13 protein-coding genes and 1 rRNA gene are annotated in these 17,982 nt (G+C 50.0%); 13 read left to right on the forward strand and 1 reads right to left on the reverse strand.

Annotated features, from left to right (window positions below; genetic code table 11):
- Nucleotides 1-399 precede the first annotated feature (399 nt).
- The 10 genes from gnd to gyrB all read left to right on the forward strand — a co-directional run bounded on the left by gnd (nucleotide 400) and on the right by gyrB (nucleotide 12,297).
- Nucleotides 400-1,299 carry a phosphogluconate dehydrogenase (NAD(+)-dependent, decarboxylating) gene (gnd, locus tag M891_RS0120390; protein ID WP_028540074.1) on the forward strand — a complete coding sequence of 300 codons (900 nt, stop codon included), beginning with the start codon at nucleotides 400-402 and terminating at the stop codon, nucleotides 1,297-1,299.
- A gap of 128 nt (nucleotides 1,300-1,427) precedes the next feature.
- Nucleotides 1,428-2,099 (forward strand): GntR family transcriptional regulator, encoded by a 672-nt coding sequence (locus M891_RS0120395; RefSeq protein WP_028540075.1) that lies wholly within the window; start codon nucleotides 1,428-1,430, stop codon nucleotides 2,097-2,099.
- A gap of 164 nt (nucleotides 2,100-2,263) precedes the next feature.
- Nucleotides 2,264-3,625, forward strand: a complete 1,362-nt coding sequence (locus tag M891_RS0120400) for a GntP family permease (RefSeq protein ID WP_028540076.1) — start codon at nucleotides 2,264-2,266, stop codon at nucleotides 3,623-3,625.
- A gap of 55 nt (nucleotides 3,626-3,680) precedes the next feature.
- Nucleotides 3,681-5,237, forward strand: a complete 1,557-nt coding sequence (gene gntK / locus M891_RS0120405) for a gluconokinase (protein ID WP_028540077.1) — start codon at nucleotides 3,681-3,683, stop codon at nucleotides 5,235-5,237.
- A gap of 519 nt (nucleotides 5,238-5,756) precedes the next feature.
- Entirely contained in the window at nucleotides 5,757-7,103 is a 1,347-nt protein-coding gene (gene dnaA, locus M891_RS0120410; RefSeq protein WP_009223336.1) for a chromosomal replication initiator protein DnaA, read from the forward strand.
- A 372-nt stretch (nucleotides 7,104-7,475) separates the two neighbouring features.
- Nucleotides 7,476-8,618: a DNA polymerase III subunit beta gene (gene dnaN / locus M891_RS0120415; RefSeq protein ID WP_028540078.1), complete on the forward strand. Its 1,143-nt coding sequence runs from the start codon at nucleotides 7,476-7,478 to the stop codon at nucleotides 8,616-8,618.
- 72 nt (nucleotides 8,619-8,690) lie between these two features.
- Nucleotides 8,691-8,915 carry a S4 domain-containing protein YaaA gene (gene yaaA / locus M891_RS0120420; protein WP_028540079.1) on the forward strand — a complete coding sequence of 75 codons (225 nt, stop codon included), beginning with the start codon at nucleotides 8,691-8,693 and terminating at the stop codon, nucleotides 8,913-8,915.
- Nucleotides 8,916-8,973: 58 nt separating this feature from the next.
- Nucleotides 8,974-10,086 (forward strand): DNA replication/repair protein RecF, encoded by a 1,113-nt coding sequence (gene recF / locus M891_RS0120425; protein ID WP_016314595.1) that lies wholly within the window; start codon nucleotides 8,974-8,976, stop codon nucleotides 10,084-10,086.
- A gap of 16 nt (nucleotides 10,087-10,102) precedes the next feature.
- Nucleotides 10,103-10,351: an extracellular matrix regulator RemB gene (gene remB, locus M891_RS0120430; RefSeq protein ID WP_016314596.1), complete on the forward strand. Its 249-nt coding sequence runs from the start codon at nucleotides 10,103-10,105 to the stop codon at nucleotides 10,349-10,351.
- A gap of 41 nt (nucleotides 10,352-10,392) precedes the next feature.
- Complete coding sequence (gene gyrB / locus M891_RS0120435; RefSeq protein ID WP_036701245.1) at nucleotides 10,393-12,297, forward strand: DNA topoisomerase (ATP-hydrolyzing) subunit B; 1,905 nt, start codon at nucleotides 10,393-10,395, stop codon at nucleotides 12,295-12,297.
- 78 nt (nucleotides 12,298-12,375) lie between these two features.
- Here gyrB and M891_RS0120440 read toward each other — a convergent pair whose 3' ends face one another.
- Nucleotides 12,376-13,167, reverse strand: a complete 792-nt coding sequence (locus M891_RS0120440) for a YheC/YheD family protein (RefSeq protein ID WP_028540081.1) — start codon at nucleotides 13,165-13,167, stop codon at nucleotides 12,376-12,378.
- A 347-nt stretch (nucleotides 13,168-13,514) separates the two neighbouring features.
- Here M891_RS0120440 and gyrA point away from each other — a divergent pair, with 347 nt between their 5' ends.
- The 3 genes from gyrA to M891_RS0120455 all read left to right on the forward strand — a co-directional run.
- Nucleotides 13,515-16,037, forward strand: a complete 2,523-nt coding sequence (gene gyrA / locus M891_RS0120445; RefSeq protein ID WP_028540082.1) for a DNA gyrase subunit A — start codon at nucleotides 13,515-13,517, stop codon at nucleotides 16,035-16,037.
- A 281-nt stretch (nucleotides 16,038-16,318) separates the two neighbouring features.
- Complete coding sequence (locus M891_RS0120450; protein WP_028540083.1) at nucleotides 16,319-17,431, forward strand: HD-GYP domain-containing protein; 1,113 nt, start codon at nucleotides 16,319-16,321, stop codon at nucleotides 17,429-17,431.
- Between the two features lie 294 nt (nucleotides 17,432-17,725).
- A 16S ribosomal RNA gene (locus M891_RS0120455) occupies nucleotides 17,726-17,982 on the forward strand; the annotation flags it as partial.

A 17,982-nucleotide genomic window follows, 5' to 3' on the forward strand; every position in this document is an offset into this window, starting at 1 on the left:
TTGTGGTAAAGTGGCTCACAGGAGCTTCCTCCTTCTTGGTGTGTTGTGCGCAAACATCACTTTACCAAGGGAGAAGCTCTTTTTCTATATCCGCTTTTTCCAATTCCTACACCCACAGAGATTTTACACTATCTCCCCTTCCTCCCTCCTCCTTTTCCGTTATACACAATCCACAGCTTCCGTTTTTGAACTTCAATCCGCCCAGTTTTCCACAGGCCTGACTGAGATTTTTTTCGCATAGAAGTTATTCACATGTGGAAAAGTATTTTCATCTTAATCCTGCAAGTATTCGCCAAAACGCTTTCATAATTATGGTTTACAGCCGAATCGAATCGGAGTATATTCAAATTGTAAGTTGTATACAAGTATACAAAAAGAGAATTGCGAGGTGTTTTATAGATGAAATTAGGTATGGTTGGGCTTGGAAAAATGGGCTTCCATCTCGTTCTAAACCTGCTGGAGCATGGACATAACGTCGTGGCCTACGATATGAATTCCCAGTCCGTAGCAAACGCCGCTGAGAAAGGCGCGGTTCCCGCTGCCAGTCTGGAGGAGCTCGTAAAATCATTAGAAGCACCGCGGGTCGTTTGGGTGATGGTACCAGCCGGTGCCCCGCTGCAATCGGTTGTGGACCAATTAACACCATTGCTAGATGCAGGCGACGTTGTCATCGACGGAGGAAATTCACATTATAAAAATTCGCTGGAACTTGCTCAGCAACTGGCGGAGCACGGGATTCGCTTCCTGGATGTTGGAACTTCCGGCGGCGTAGAAGGTGCGCACCAAGGCGGCTGCTTTATGATTGGCGGCGAGGAGGAAGCCTTCCGTCTGGTTGAGCCGGTCTTCCAAGACATCGCTGTATCCGGAGGTTATCTGTATACAGGACCATCCGGCAGCGGTCATTTCCTCAAAATGGTCCATAACGGAATCGAGTACGGCATGATGCAAGCGATCGCCGAAGGCTTCGAATTGCTGGACAAAAGCCAGTACAACTACGATTTCGAGCAAGTTGCCCGCGTATGGTCGAACGGTTCGGTGATCCGTAGTTGGTTGATGGAACTGACGCAGAGTGCTTTTGCCAAGGATCCGAAACTGGAAGGCATTCGCGGTGTGATGCACTCCTCCGGTGAAGGCAAATGGACAGTGGAAACCGCGCTGGATTTGCAAGCGAATGCGCCGGTGATCGCCATGTCCCTATTTATGCGTTATCGTTCACTCCAGGAGGACACTTTCCACGGCAAGGTTGTTGCAGCGCTGCGCAACGAATTTGGCGGACACGCGGTCGAATCTGCGAAATAACTGCTGAAAAATTGCTGAAACCTAGCGCGAGTTTCCCCCATCTTTACGATTTTCATGCTATGATCGAAGTATTTAAAACTTCACGATCATTATGCGGGATCATATCCCTTAGATAGGAGAAATATCGCATGCAATACCCTTCTTCTTGGTTAAAAGGCAGCTCGCTGGGTGAGTCAATCGCCGCGGAGCTTCGCCTGCAGATCATTAGCGGTACGATCAAACCGGGCACCGTTCTGTCCGAGAACCGCATCGCCGCGGATTTCGGCACGAGCCGTTCCCCGGTTCGCGAAGCACTGAAAACGCTCTCTAATGAAGGGCTGATCAACCTTCAGCGCATGGGGGTGGTGGTAAACGGCCTCAGCCTGAAAGACGTCGACGAATTATACGATGTTCGTTATCTGATCGAAAGCTTCGCCTCGAAACAGGTGGCCGAGAATCCGGAAGCGCTGCTCGCCCCGCTCGCGCAAATCATCGACAAAATGGAGCTTGCCGGCAAACACCGGGATATCGCGGAATTTGCTTACCAGGATCTCTGCTTTCACGAAACGATTATCGCTGGCGCTAACCATACGCGTATCATGCATCTATGGACCAGCATCCGCCACATTGTCATGACGGTGATGCTGATTACAACGCGTGAGGTGTTGTCACAAGACGATGACAAAATTAACTATGTGATCGGCAAACATCGCAAGCTGCTGCAGGGATTGGAATCCCGTGACCCCGGGATTATCGCGCGGAACGTGGAAGAGTATTTCGCCGACTCTCACCGCACGCTGCATACGAGCCTTCCTCAATAGCTAACCGAAGCGGCCTATTGGCCCTTTGAACCGGCTTTGTTGTCGACAAGTATACAATAATCAAATTTCGCTGGTTTTGATCATACTAAGAGCATTTCCAGCACGATCATTTATGAAAGCGCTGAACTAAATACATCAAGATGACCAAAAGAGGAGGAATTCCTTTGGACACCCTGTTTGGTATGAACCATAACGCTACGCTCTTATTTTGGACACTGCTCACCATCGTTTTTTTGATCGTGTTAATCTCCAAATATAAATGGAATCCCTTCGTGACGCTGCTGATCTCCGCCCTGCTGCTTGGGCTTCTGGCGGGGATGAAGCCGCTGGACGTGGTCAGCTCCATCACAAGTGGTCTCGGTGGAACGCTCGGCACGATCGCCATCGTCATTGGTCTCGGTACGATGCTGGGAAAAATGATGGCCGAATCCGGCGGCGCAGAACGCATTGCCACCACACTGGTTGACCGATTTGGCGAGAAACGGGTGCACTGGGCGATGATGCTCGTTGGTTTTATCGTTGGCATCCCGGTATTTTTTGAGGTTGGTGTTATTCTGCTGATTCCAATTGTATTTACCGTCGCAAAGAAAACAAAAATGTCCCTGCTTCAAATCGGTATCCCGATCTTAGCGGGACTGTCCACTGTACACGGACTCGTTCCGCCGCACCCTGCGCCGATGATCGCCATTGATGCTTATGGCGCAAATCTCGGCAAAACGCTGTTGTATTCAATTCTAATCGGTCTGCCGGTAGCAATCGTATCCGGTCCTCTGTTCGGTAAATATATCGGTAAACGGATAGTGCTGGAACCTCCGGCCGAGTTGGCGGAGCAATTCGCTGTCAAAGGGGATCGCAAGCTGCCGGGATTTGGGATTACGCTGTTTACCATTTTGCTGCCGGTCATTCTTATGTTAATTGGCTCGATTGCTGATATCCTCGATCCGGAAGCTACGCATCCGATCACGCTGTTCTGTGAATTTATCGGACACGAGATCATGGCGCTGCTGATCGCGGTCGTATTCTCCTTCTTCTCCCTCGGCTACAGCCGCGGATTCAGCAAACAGGATCTCTCCAAATTCACAAGCGAATGTCTGGCGCCAATCGCCGGGATCGTATTGATTATCGGTGCCGGCGGTGCATTTAAGCAGGTACTGATTAATAGCGGCGTAGGCGAAGCCATCGCGGAAATTGCCACCGGTGCACACGTGAATCTGATTCTCTTCTCTTGGTTCGTGGCGGCTTTGATCCGGGTAGCTACTGGTTCGGCCACAGTCGCCATGACAACAGCAGCGGGCATTGTCGCGCCTGTGCTGGCGATGACCCCCGGGGCGAACGTTGAGTTGGCCGTACTTGCAACCGGTGCAGGGTCGATCGTACTCTCCCACGTGAATGATGCCGGCTTCTGGATGGTGAAGGAGTTCTTTAATATGTCGGTACCGCAAACTCTCAAATCCTGGACCGTCATGGAAACGCTCCTGTCCGTTGCAGGATTGTTGCTAATCCTCGTGTTGAGCTTTATTTTCTAAGGTAAACCTCATTACAATGGAAATACGAAAATTTGAAATAGAGAGAAGGTAGGTTATGGGTACCGTTACACATATGATCGGCCTCGATATCGGCACGACCAGCACGAAGGCGGTATTATACGAACGCAGCGGCCAAGTGATCACTACGGCCAATGAGGAGTATCCGCTGTATACCCCTTCCGCCGCCGTGGCGGAGCAGGATCCGGAAGAGATTTTTGCGGCCGTGATCGCCGCAGTAGGCAAGGTCATGAAAGCCGGCGGCATCGCTCCGGATCAAATCGGATTCGTTTCCTTCAGCTCGGCGATGCACAGCGTCATCCCGCTGGATAGTGAGGGCAAACCGCTGATGCGCTGTCTCACCTGGGCGGACAATCGCAGTGCGGATTGGTCGGAGAAGCTGAAGAATGAGCTGGGCGGACACGAGATATATTTGCGCACCGGCACGCCAGTTCATCCGATGTCTCCGCTCACCAAGCTGCTTTGGCTGCGCCATGAGAAGGCTGACATTTTTGCAAAGGCTCGCAAATTCGTATCGATTAAGGAATATGTTTTCCTTAAGTTGTTTGGGGAGTACGTCGTCGATTATTCCATTGCATCGGCCACTGGATTATTGAACCTCGAACGCTTAGATTGGGACGAAGAAGCGCTGCAGGTGGCCGGGATTACGCCGGAGCATCTGTCCAAGCTCGTGCCGACGACACACGTCCTGCAAGGCCTGGCGCCTGACTACGCCAATGCCATGGGACTCGCTCCCTCCACTCGCTTCGTCATCGGCGCCAGTGACGGCGTCCTGTCCAATCTCGGGGTCGATGGCATCGACCCCGGCGTTGTCGCCGTCACAATCGGCACCAGCGGGGCAATTCGCACCGTGGTCGACCGGCCGAGAACCGATCCCAAAGGCCGAATCTTCTGCTACGCGCTGACGGATCAGCATTGGGTGATCGGGGGTCCGGTCAACAACGGCGGCGTCATCTTCCGCTGGGTGCGGGACGAATTCGCCGCTTCTGAGGTTGAAACGGCGAAACGGCTTGGGATCAGCCCGTACGACGTGCTGACCAAAATCGGTGAACGCGTCGCTCCGGGTTCAGACGGCCTGCTCTTCCACCCTTACCTGGCCGGCGAACGGGCGCCGCTCTGGAACCCTCATGCCCGCGGCTCCTTCTTCGGGCTGACGCTGCATCATCAGAAGGAGCATATGATCCGCGCCGTGCTGGAGGGTGTCATTTACAACCTCTACACCGTGCTCCTGGCGATGGAGGAACAAATCGGTCGTCCTCAGAAAATTCAAGCCACAGGCGGCTTCGCCCGCTCCCCATTATGGCGGCAAATGATGGCTGATATTTTCGACCAGCAGGTCGTCATTCCGGAGAGCTTTGAAAGCTCCTGCTTAGGGGCTGTAGTACTCGGTCTGTATGCTTTAGGCGAGATTGACTCCTTTGAAGTCGTCAAAGATATGGTTGGCGGCACCCATGAGCATTCGCCAAACCCGGAGCATGCGGCGATTTATAAGCAGCTGCTGCCCATCTACATCCGCATCTCGCGGAAGCTGGAGGAAGAATACGAGGCGATTGCCAAGTTCCAGCAGCAACAGCAACAACAATCTGAGCAGTAAAGACGCTCTGACATCCATACAAAAACGAATCCGATCGTCCCTTTGGGCGGTCGGATTTTTATTTTCTATATAATAGCCAGAACTTGCTCTCTATCCTCGATGGTTGAATTATTCACAGCCGAAACTCGAAGATTGAGGAGAGATCCGAATAAGCTGTGAATATTTTTTTTGAGATTTTGCAGCTGCCTGTCGAATTTTAAACAAATTATAAACAATATGTAGTGGTGTGAATGAGAATTATGCACAAGTTATTGAATTTGTGGATAAAAGCCGAGATCTCATTGAAAAACAAGCCTTCTTTTGCTATGATTATATTGTTTTCGTTGTGAATATCTCTGTTTATCCGCTGAATTATTAACAGGTTGTGGATAACATTGTGAACAATTCGAAAATAAATTATTTTATAATGATTATACTTTACTGAACATTGGGGATAAAATTCCCCTTTATTTATGTTTTTTCGACTTCTTTCTGCATGGCTTAAGCCACAATTGGAAGATTTAAAAGGAGTGACAGTCTGTGGACAGCCATACTTCGGAAATATGGCAACATATTTTATCTATTATTAATACGAAATTAAGCAAACCGAGCTTTGACACCTGGTTTAAGGCGACGAAGGTCGTCTCCTTAACCGATCAGTCGATTGTGATCTCCGCTCCGACCACGTTCGCTGTGGAATGGCTCGAGAGCCGCTACACCAAGCTGGTGGCAACGACGGTGTTTGAGGTGATCGGCAAGCAGGTGGACGTCTCATTCGTGATCGAAGAGTCGGCTCCCCCCGAGCAAGCTCAGGTTTATAAGGAACCCCCCGCTCCCGTCCCAAGCGAGGAAAGCGTTTCCCATATGCTTAATCCGAAGTATACGTTTGACACCTTCGTTATTGGCTCCGGCAACCGGTTTGCTCATGCCGCTTCGTTGGCGGTCGCCGAGGCACCGGCGCGGGCGTACAATCCGCTGTTCCTCTACGGCGGTGTGGGACTTGGCAAGACGCATCTGATGCATGCGATCGGCCATTACATTTTGGAGCACAGCCCCAGCAGTAAAGTCGTGTACATTTCCTCCGAGAAATTCACGAATGAATTCATCAACTCCATCCGGGATAACCGCGCGGAAAGCTTCCGTAACAAATACCGCAATATTGATATTTTGCTGATCGACGACATTCAGTTTCTGGCCGGCAAGGAATCAACTCAGGAAGAGTTCTTCCATACATTTAATGCGTTGCATGAAGAACGCAAGCAAATCATTATTTCCAGTGACCGTCCGCCGAAGGAAATTCCGACGCTGGAAGAACGGCTTCGCTCCCGATTTGAATGGGGACTGATCACCGATATACAGCCGCCGGATCTAGAGACTCGGATCGCTATTTTGCGGAAGAAAGCTAAAGCGGAGAACCTCGATATCCCTAACGAAGCGATGATGTACATCGCCAATCAGATCGATACGAACATCCGCGAGCTGGAAGGAGCACTCATCCGTGTCGTCGCCTACTCTTCCTTGATCAATCAGGACATTACGACTCATTTGGCCGCTGAAGCGCTCAAGGACATTATCCCATCCAGTCGTCCGAAGATGATCACGATCCAGGACATTCAACAGAAGGTTGGCGAGTATTACAATTTGAAGCTGGACGACTTCAAGGCGCGCAAAAGAACCAAAGCGATCGCGTTTCCGCGGCAAATCGCCATGTATTTGGCCCGGGAGCTCACCGATTTCTCGCTGCCGAAGATCGGCGATGCTTTTGGCGGAAGAGACCATACCACCGTCATCCATGCGCATGAGAAAATCACCCAGCAGCTCAAAACCGATCAGGAGCTCTATAAAATCATCAACAACATAACCGAAAAAATAAAAAGTGCTACCTGAATAAGGGATAAGCCTATGCACATGATATGCACATGTGGATAGGCTTCATTTCATATTTTTTCAATTGTTATCCACATATTCAGTGCCCCTACTACTTCTTCTAATCTATAAAGATATAAACATCTTCATAAGTAGCGGACAAGCCGCTCACTGCAGAAGTCACAACCGCTGCGCTTGTCCAGTTCAACGAAGAAGATCATAAGGATGGATGCATGAACCGCCTCAACACCGTACATACCTCAAAATTATGCTTCGGAGGTCAAAATTATGACGGTTCCCTTTCGAGGCAGTGTTGAAATTTTGCTTAATGTTTCATGTGAAGTATGCCCATAGAAGCTTTAGGCTTCATAACCACTTTTAGGAGTTGAATTTATGAAAGTCCGTATTTTGAAGCATGATCTCAATGAATCGATCCAACACGTATCCAAGGCGATTTCGAGCCGGACCACGATTCCGATTTTGACCGGGATCAAGCTGGATGTGAACTTTCAAGGGATGACTCTGACGGCCAGCGACACGGACATTTCGATTCAGGCCTTTATTCCGGCGGAGGATCAGGAGAAGCAAATCGTACAAGTCGAGCGTCCGGGGAGCGTTGTGTTGCCTGCGAAGTTCTTTGTCGAGATCATCAAGAAGCTGCCTTCCTCCGAAATCGAAATGGAGGTGCAGGACGGATTCCAAACCTTCATCCGTTCCGGATCCACCGATATCCAAATGGTAGGTCTGGATCCGGAGGAATTCCCTGTACTGCCTAGCATCGAAGAAAATCAGGTCATTTCGATTCCCGGCGATTTGTTGAAGAACATGATTCGGCAAACGGTATTTTCCATTTCGACGAACGAAACTTCGCCGATCTTGACCGGAGTGCTCTGGAACCTGGCAGATAACCAGTTCAAATTCGTAGCGACGGACCGCCACCGCCTGGCCAGCCGCATTGCCGGTCTGGATGACGCGGAGGGCGTACGGTTCAGCAACATCGTCATTGCCGGCAAAACGCTCAATGAGCTGAGCAAAATTATCCCGGATCAAAATACGCGCGTTGAAATCGTCGTTGCCGACAACCAGGTGTTATTCAAAATCGATCGCGTGTTGTTCTATACTCGCATTCTCGACGGAACTTATCCGGATACTTCCAAGATTATTCCGACTACGTATAAAACAGAACTCATCTTGGATACGAAGAAGTTAAGCGATTCGATCGACCGCGCTTATTTGCTGTCTCGCGAGGAGAAAACGAATATCGTCCGCCTGCAAACGATGGAAGACGGAACCATTGAAATTTCCTCTAGCTCCTCGGAGTTGGGTAAGGTTACGGAGCAGTTGGATGTAGCCCATTTTTCGGGGGATCCACTGCGCATTTCCTTTAACTCGAAATATATGTTGGACGTTCTGAAGGTCGTGGAGAGCGAGCAGCTGCACATCGGGTTTACAGGCGCGATGAGCCCGATCATCATTAAACCGGTGGACGACAGCCAGAGCTTATATCTGATTCTTCCATACCGGACAACGAACTAAGATCATTGGCGTCATAGCATGTTTCCAGCGGAAGCATTTTGGCGATACCAACAGAAAGGAAACCGATTCCTCATGAAAATAATTCCCATCTCGAGCGAATATATTAAATTAGATTCTTTCCTGAAGCTGGCGGATTGCGTGCCAACCGGAGGAATGGCCAAGGCGATCCTCCAGGAAGGTGCCGTGAAGGTGAATGGCGAACCGGAAGAGCGGCGGGGCCGGAAGCTGTATCCGGGCGATAGCGTTGAGGTGGAAGGTTGCGGCTCTTTTCAGGTGGCGGGAGAACAAGCTCCCTGAAGTGGCCTGCCTGTGGCCCTGTGGCCGAGGACTGGCGGAGAATGAGGGGGCTTAGAACGTGTTTGTAAATCGTTTATCGCTGCAAAACTACCGGAATTACGGTACCCTTACGCTGGACGCCTTCGGCGCCGTGAACCTGATCATTGGGCGGAATGCCCAAGGGAAAACGAACCTGCTTGAGGCGTTATTCGTCCTTGCGCTGACGAAGTCGCACCGGACCGGCAAAGACAAGGAGCTGATCGCGTTCGGCAGCGACCATGCGCTGGTGTCCGCGGAGGTGGAGAAGAAGTACGGCCCAGTCCAACTCGAGCTTCGACTATCTCCACAAGGCAAGAAGGCGAAGCTCAATGGCCTGGAACAGAGAAAGCTGAGTGATTTTATCGGGGCAATGAATGTGGTGATGTTTGCTCCGGAGGATTTGGAAATCGTCAAGGGAACTCCCGGGGTACGGCGCCGGTTTCTTGACATGGAGATCGGGCAGGTACAGCCGAGTTACTTATATCATTTGCAGCAATATCAGAAGGTGCTGATCCAGCGCAACAACTTGCTCAAACAGGCTTGGGGCGCTGGTCCCGAAATCACGACGATGTTGGAGATTTGGAACGAACAGCTGGTCCAACATGGTGTTAAAATTATCAAAAAAAGGAAACAATTTATAAGTAAACTGCAAAAGTGGGCGGAACAGATTCACGAGGGAATTACCGGAGGCGGTGAAACCTTGAAATTGGCGTATCTCCCCTCTTTTGGCACAGCCGAAGAAGAAGATGAAGCTGTCCTATTGCAGCAATTTATGATAAAGTTATCACAAATGAAGGATCAGGAGATTCGCCGCGGGATGACGCTGTGTGGACCGCATCGCGACGATCTGTCGTTTATTATCAACGGCAATGAAGCACAAGTGTATGGGTCCCAGGGCCAGCAGCGGACGACGGCATTATCGTTGAAACTGGCGGAAATTGAACTCATTCATGAGGAAATCGGCGAATACCCGATTCTCTTGCTGGATGATGTGTTGTCGGAGCTGGATCCGTACCGCCAAACCCAATTGATCGAAACGTTTCAGAGTAAAGTGCAGACGTTCATCACGGCTACAGGGATCGAGAGCATCAATGCAAGCCGGTTACAGGACGCCAGCATTTTTCATGTTCAGGAAGGACAAGTCCAAGGTTAAGGACGGAGGGAAACGGATGTATATACATTTGGGCGGAGAAAAGGTGATCCTCTCTTCGGAATTGATTGCAATTTTCGATATCACGATCGAGAAGTCTTCCAAAATATCCAAGCAATTCCTAAGCCATGCGTTGGAGACGAAGAACGTGGTGCGCATCGGTGAGGAGGAACCGAAGTCTATTGTCGTGACCCAAAACGAGATCTATTACTCGCCGATCTCCTCCGCTACGCTGAAGAAGAAAGCGAACGTGATTTTGGCGGTTTAGCCTTGAATTTGATTCTAAAGAAGTAGGTGAAGGCATTGTCAATGAACGAACAAACATATGACGAGAGTAATATTCAGGTGCTTGAAGGCTTAGAAGCGGTGCGCAAACGTCCGGGGATGTACATCGGGTCTACTAGCGTACGCGGCCTGCATCACCTGGTATGGGAAGTCGTAGACAATAGTATCGACGAAGCGCTGGCCGGCTATGCGAACAAAATTAGTGTTACGGTGCATCCTGATAACAGCGTAACGGTTGAGGATAACGGCCGGGGGATTCCGGTTGGGATGAATGAAAAGCTGCAGAAGTCGACGCTGGAAGTCGTCATGACTGTGCTTCATGCCGGGGGGAAATTCGGCGGCGGCGGGTATAAAGTATCCGGGGGCTTGCACGGTGTAGGTGTCTCCGTCGTAAATGCCCTGTCGACGAAGGTGATCGTTGAAGTTAAGCGCGACGGTCATATCTATCAGCAGGAATACCACCGCGGCACACCTCAATACGACGTACGGGTAATCGGCGACACGACGGAAACGGGAACGAAAACGACGTTTTACCCGGACCCTGAAATTTTTACAGAGACGACGGTCTTTGATTATAATACGTTGCTGACGCGGATTCGCGAACTCGCTTTCCTGAACAAAGGGATCAACATCTCGCTGACGGACGAACGGACAGGTCAGAGCGAGTCGTTCCACTACGAAGGCGGCATTATGGAGTATGTCCGCTTCCTGAATCAGAACCGTGAAGTGCTCCATGAGGATCCAATTTACGTTGAAGGTCAGCGGGATATGATCCAGGTGGAAATCTCACTGCAATATAACGATGGCTATACGGAGAATATTTTTTCTTTCGCCAACAACATTCATACTCACGAGGGCGGGACGCATGAGTCCGGCTTCAAGAGTGCCCTGACCCGGCTCATTAACGATTATGCACGCAAGTCGGGCATGATTAAGGAGAACGATTCCAACTTGACCGGGGATGATGTGCGCGAAGGGTTAACAGCGATCATTTCCGTCAAAATTCCAGAGCCTCAGTTTGAGGGGCAAACGAAAACCAAGCTGGGCAACAGTGAAGTCCGCGGGATCGTGGAATCGCTCTTTGCCGAGAAGCTGCAGGAGTTCATGGATGAGAATCCGTCCGTGTCCCGGCGCATTTTGGAGAAATCGCTTCAAGCTTCGCGGGCGCGGGAAGCTGCCCGGAAGGCTCGCGAACTGACGCGGCGTAAGAGTGCACTGGAAGTCAGCGCCCTGCCGGGCAAGCTGGCAGACTGCTCTTCGAAGGATGCCTCGATCAGCGAACTGTATATCGTCGAAGGTGACTCGGCGGGCGGATCGGCGAAGCAAGGACGGGATCGTCACTTCCAGGCGATCTTGCCGCTGCGCGGTAAGATCTTGAACGTCGAGAAAGCACGGCTTGACCGCATCCTCGGGAATGCGGAGATTCGGGCGATCATCACGGCACTTGGCACCGGGATTGGTGAAGATTTTGATATCTCGAAGGCACGGTACCATAAGATTATCATCATGACGGATGCTGACGTCGACGGGGCGCATATTCGTACATTGCTCTTAACGTTCTTCTTCCGCTACATGCGTAAAATCATTGAGGCAGGGTATGTTTACATCGCGCAGCCGCCGCTCTTTAAGATCGAACGCAACAAGGTGGTTCGTTACGCGAACTCTGAGAAAGAACGCGATCAAATCATCGCTGAATTTGGTGAGGGCGCGAAAGTGAATGTGCAGCGGTACAAAGGTCTAGGCGAGATGAATGCGGAACAGCTCTGGGAGACCACAATGGATCCGGAGAGCCGTGTAATGCAGCAAGTCTCGATCTCTGACGCCATACAGGCGGATGCGATCTTTGATACACTGATGGGGGATAACGTCGAACCACGGCGCGAATTCATTCACGAGCATGCGAAATACGTTAAGAATCTCGATATCTAAGGGATAGCGGGAGCCAATAGAAAAGGCTGTTCTATACTCTCCGGACTTACATCCGGAAGAATGGGAACAGCCTTTTTTCTATTTTGCTTTGGCGGATTTCGCTTTCAGTCGGCCGTAAGCGGTGGCGTAACGCCGGATCTTTTGATAGACCTCTTTCGGATGGAGCATTTTGAAGGGGAAGAGAGCGGGCTTTGTATTGATTTCCAAGATCCAGATCCGATGATCTTCGTCGATAGCGATGTCCAATCCGATTTCCTTGAGCTGCGGAAACTTCCGAGCAAGTTGGATGGCGGCCTGAACGCCAATGGACTTCATTTCCTTGTATTTTTCGGCAAATTCTTTAGGGGTCATATAGGGGCTGAGCAGATCCTCAATCAGCATTACGCTGCCGCCGCCGTGATAATTGGTGATGACCTTCTGCTGGGCGGCAATCCTCCCGATAAATCCGGTGGTTTCCCAGGTCTTCCGGGGGGTCTGCTGGACGAGCGCACGGATATCGAACCTGCGGCGGCGGTAGGTGAGGAGGCGGATGCCTTTTTGGATCAGGTAAGGTTTAGATCCCATCTTGGCGACAAGCGCGTCATGAAGCTCCTCGATCGTGGGGTAGAGCTCGTATTCAATTCCGTATCTAAGCTTATACTGAAGCGGGCTGCCTGAGCTCAGGTCATCCGTCCATTTCTCAATGCTCATCACGCCAATGCCATAGGTGCCGTGATCCGGTTTGACGAAGACATAGCCGTATTCCTCCAGCATATCCTGAAGATGCTCATAGGAATATTTTCGCGTATCCGGAATGTAGGGACGAAGAGATTCCTTCTGGTAGATCACTCTCGTTTTCTCCCACTTGCTTGCAATACGTTGGATCGTCAAAACGTTTATCCTTCCTTTCTTTCGGACCGGAAAGACGGCCCGTTGTCATCTGCGCGTTATGCGAAAAACATAGGACAGAAGAGAAAAACAATGGTATAATTATAAGATATGGGGATTTTATTAGCTTTTTCAGCGATTCAAAGAAAATGCCTATATCCGTAGTGTATGAACGTTCGATTCGATGGGAGTGGACACATCCCTAATTTTTTGCTGTCTATATGGATCGTGTTTCAAGGCCGGTCACGTTTAATTGAGCTTGAATTGTGAAAGTAATATAATGAAAGTGGCGGTTTTTCGGGCTTTTTCCCATACGAAGGCACGTGGATAGATTATGAAGGAGGTCCAGCATGGCGGAAGAAAAATTCTCTCAAATCATAGATCGGGACATTAATGTGGAAATGCGCGAGTCTTTTATGGACTATGCCATGAGCATTATTGTCAGCCGTGCGTTGCCGGATGTGCGGGATGGTTTGAAGCCGGTGCATCGTCGCATTCTCTATGCGATGTCGGATTTAGGAATGCATCCGGACAAACCATTTAAGAAGTCAGCGAGAATCGTCGGTGAAGTCATCGGTAAATATCATCCTCACGGTGATTCCGCCGTTTACGAGACGATGGTACGGATGGCGCAGGATTTCTCGATGAGATATATGCTTGTCGAAGGCCATGGTAACTTTGGTTCGGTCGACGGGGATATGGCTGCAGCGATGCGGTATACGGAAGCGCGTTTATCCAAAATCGCTATGGAAATGCTGCGTGACATCAATAAAGAAACCATCGATTTCATGCCGAACTACGACGGTGAGGAGCAGGAACCGGTCGTGCTGCCTTCCCGCTTCCCGAACCTGCTGGTGAATGGGGTATCGGGGATCGCGGTTGGGATGGCAACGAATATCCCTCCGCATAACTTAGGGGAAGTCATCGACGGGGTTCATGCGTTGATTAAGAATCCGGAGATCAGTTCACTGGAATTGATGGATTATATCAAAGGTCCGGATTTTCCTACGGCTGCTTATATTTTAGGCCGCTCGGGGATCCGTCAGGCGTATACAACAGGACGCGGCTCCATTACGATGCGGGCGAAGACCACGATTGAGGAGCATAACAACAAAGCGCGGATCGTCGTGGAAGAGCTGCCTTATCAGGTCAACAAGGCCCGTCTGGTCGAAAAAATCGCCGAATTGGTTCGCGAGAAGAAAATTGACGGAATTACCGATTTGCGCGATGAGTCGGACCGTACAGGCATGCGTGTGGTGATCGAGCTTCGGCGGGATGTCAATCCGAACGTCGTGCTGAATAACCTGTATAAGCATACGGCGCTGCAAAGCACTTTTGGCATTAATATGCTGGCGATTGTAAACAATGAACCGAAGATTCTGACGCTGAAAGATGTCTTAAGTCATTACTTGCAGCATCAGGTTGAAGTGGTTCGCCGGCGTACTGAATTTGATTTGAAGAAAGCCGAAGCCCGGGCACATATCCTGGAAGGCTTGCGAATTGCCTTGGATCACATCGATGAAGTGATCGCTTTGATCCGGGGATCGAATTCGGATGAAGAAGCTCGTGAAGGCTTGATGACTCGGTTTGGTCTGAGCCTCGAACAAGCCCAAGCGATTCTCGATATGAGACTCCGCCGGTTAACCGGATTGGAGCGCGAGAAGATTGAAGAAGAATATAACGAATTGCTCCAGAAGATCGCTGAATATCGTGAAATTCTGGCCAATGAACAGCTCGTGCTGAAAATTATCGCTGATGAGCTGCAGGAAATCCGTGACCGCTACGCGGATGAACGCCGTACGGAAATTACGATCGGCGAAGAAAGCATCCTCGACGAGGATTTGATTCCTCAAGAGGAAGTGGTCATCACGATTACGCATACCGGCTACATCAAACGATTGCCGGTGACAACGTACCGCAGCCAGAAGCGCGGCGGGCGCGGCGTCGTCGGGATGGACACCAAGGATAATGATTTCGTGGAGCATTTGTTCGTGACGAACTCCCACCATTATCTGATGTTCTTCACCGATCGCGGGAAGGCGTATCGCCTCAAAGCGTACGAGATCCCAGAGCTGGGACGTACGGCTCGGGGGACGCCAATTATTAACCTGATTCAGATTGAACAGGGCGAGACGGTTAATGCGGTCATCGAGGTTGAGCGTTTTGATGATAACAAGTATTTGTTCTTTGCTACGAAGCAGGGGATCGTCAAGAAGACGCCAATCGAAGACTATATCAATATCCGCAAAGGCGGATTGATTGCCGTCAACCTGCGCGAAGACGATACGTTAATTGATGTGAAGCTGACCGATGGCAATGAAGAAGTGATCATGGGTACGGCACAAGGGATGTCGATCCGGTTCCCAGAAAGCGATGTACGCTCCATGGGGCGGGCGGCTACCGGCGTAAAAGGGATCACGCTGGATGAAGGCGACTCCGTCATCGGCATGGATGTTGTGGTTCCGGGGCAGGATGTCCTGATCGTAACCGCCAAAGGTTACGGGAAGCGGACCCCAGTTTCCGAATATCGCACGCAAAGCCGCGGCGGTAAGGGGATTAAGACGATTAATGTCACAGAGAAGAACGGCACGGTCGTCGGACTCAAAGTCGTTAAGGATGAAGAGGATCTGATGATTATTACCGCCAGCGGTACGCTGATTCGGACCAGCATGGAAGGCATTTCTACGATGGGTCGGAACACGCAAGGCGTGAAGCTGATTAATATCCGTGAGGACGATGCCGTGGCGACGGTTTGCCGTACGGATAAGAGCGAGGAAGAAGACCAAGACGGAGAAGCTGAGTCCTCCCAGGACGAAGGCCAAGCAGTTGAAGGTCAAAGCTTGGAATCTGAACAAGATCACAACGAAGAATAATTGAGTTTCCTGGTTTACGGGACAACATGGCTGGAAAGTTAGGAATGACGGCCCAACCTTAGGAGTAAACGAGCCTTAGAATCAAGTCTAAGGCTCGTTTTTTTGATTGACGGTACGGAAGTGATTGCGGTGTACTTTTTATCTAGAAAAAAGAAAGATTGCTTGCTATTTTGCCGAAGTACTATAATAGGATTAAAGAACACTAGTTCTTTGTACCTAGAAAATACTGGGATTTAAAATGACTCGGGATTCCTAGTCTTACCCTAAGGAGAGAATAAAGGATGGTAAGTATCTCAATCGCAGATGTTAAACCGGGAGTTAAACTGAATAATCACGTATATAGCCCATTGGGTGGTCTTTTGTTGCAGAAGGGCAAGGTTTTGCTTCCGAGGGATTTGGACATCCTGCGCGCCTTTATGATCCAACAGATTGAAGTGGAAGACTTTGTGGTTCCCGAGCGTAAAGCGACAGAGGTCCATGAATCTACCAAGTTAGCTTCGACAGGAGCAGCAGGAAAGGCGACGGCCGGGACCGCAAGTCAAGTGACGATGAGTCCATTGACGTCGTTGCACCTCGAATACGACCGGATGTTGCATTTAACGAAAAGCGCGTTTCAATCCGTGTTGGCTGCAGAGTTGCCGATTTATGAACTTCGTAATCAGTTGGAGGCGCTCTTCCGTCAGTTGAAGCATTACAATGTGCTGACGTTTATCCCGCGCAATATGAACGAATACGATTATATGTATCATAACGCCATTCTCTGCTCGATTACGTCCTATTTGCTGGCGCAATGGCATGGGTTGCCCCAGAAAGATTGGATGCAGGTGGCATTTGCCGGATTGCTGCACGATATTGGTAATACGAAAATCGATCCGATGATTCTGTATAAGCCAACGCAGTTGACTCCAGAAGAAGTTGATGAAATGCGGATGCACACGACCTATGGCTATCAGCAGCTGCGCAAAACTGCTGCGATTAATGAGGGCGTTCGGCTGACGGCGTTGCAACATCATGAGAAGATGGATGGTACGGGGTATCCGTTCCGGTTGACCGGCGATAAAATTCATATCTACGCGAAAATCGTTAGCGTGGCGGATATTTTTCATGCCATGACGTTAAACCGCCGATACCGTAAAGCGAAATCTCCTTATTTAGTGCTGGAGGAAATCCGGTCTGAGGCATTTGGCAAGCTGGATCCTGGCGTTGTGCAAACCTTCATGGATAAGGTGACCCAATTCCATAACGGGACGCGGGTACGTTTAAGCGATGGGAGTGAAGGGGAGATTATATTCTCTGACCGGAATCACCCGACGCGCCCAATGGTCTCCGTTCAAGGACGAATTGTCAATTTGGTTGTGGACAGACAGCTGTATATCGAGGAAGTTCTTTCCTAGGGTTGATTTTTAGGTTCGTTTTGGGGTATATTATTACTTACCCGCTGAGATTTGTGAAAGGCTGAGTAAGACTGGAATTGAATAGTTGAATAAAAAAGTCTTGCAAGTTTCTCAAAAGGGTGATATACTATAAAAGTTGTCGCCGATAAGGTGATAACGAAGTTGATCTTTGAAAACTGAACAACGAGTGAGTAATAAATCGAGATTAAATCTCGTCAGTTTTTTCTAAATGAGCAAGTCAAACACTTTCGATGAAAGACCTNGANNCCNNNGGNTTCNAGATTCCTTTCATCTTTATTGGAGAGTTTGATCCTGGCTCAGGACGAACGCTGGCGGCGTGCCTAATACATGCAAGTCGAGCGGAGTTTATCGGGAGCTTGCTCCTGATNAACTTAGCGGCGGACGGGTGAGTAACACGTAGGCAACCTGCCCGTAAGACTGGGATAACTACCGGAAACGGTAGCTAATACCGGATACGCAAGTCTCTCGCATGAGGGACTTGGGAAAGGCGGAGCAATCTGTCACTTACGGATGGGCCTGCGGCGCATTAG

The organism is Paenibacillus sp. J14 (genome assembly GCF_000518465.1).
GTDB lineage: Bacteria > Bacillota > Bacilli > Paenibacillales > Paenibacillaceae > Fontibacillus > Fontibacillus barengoltzii.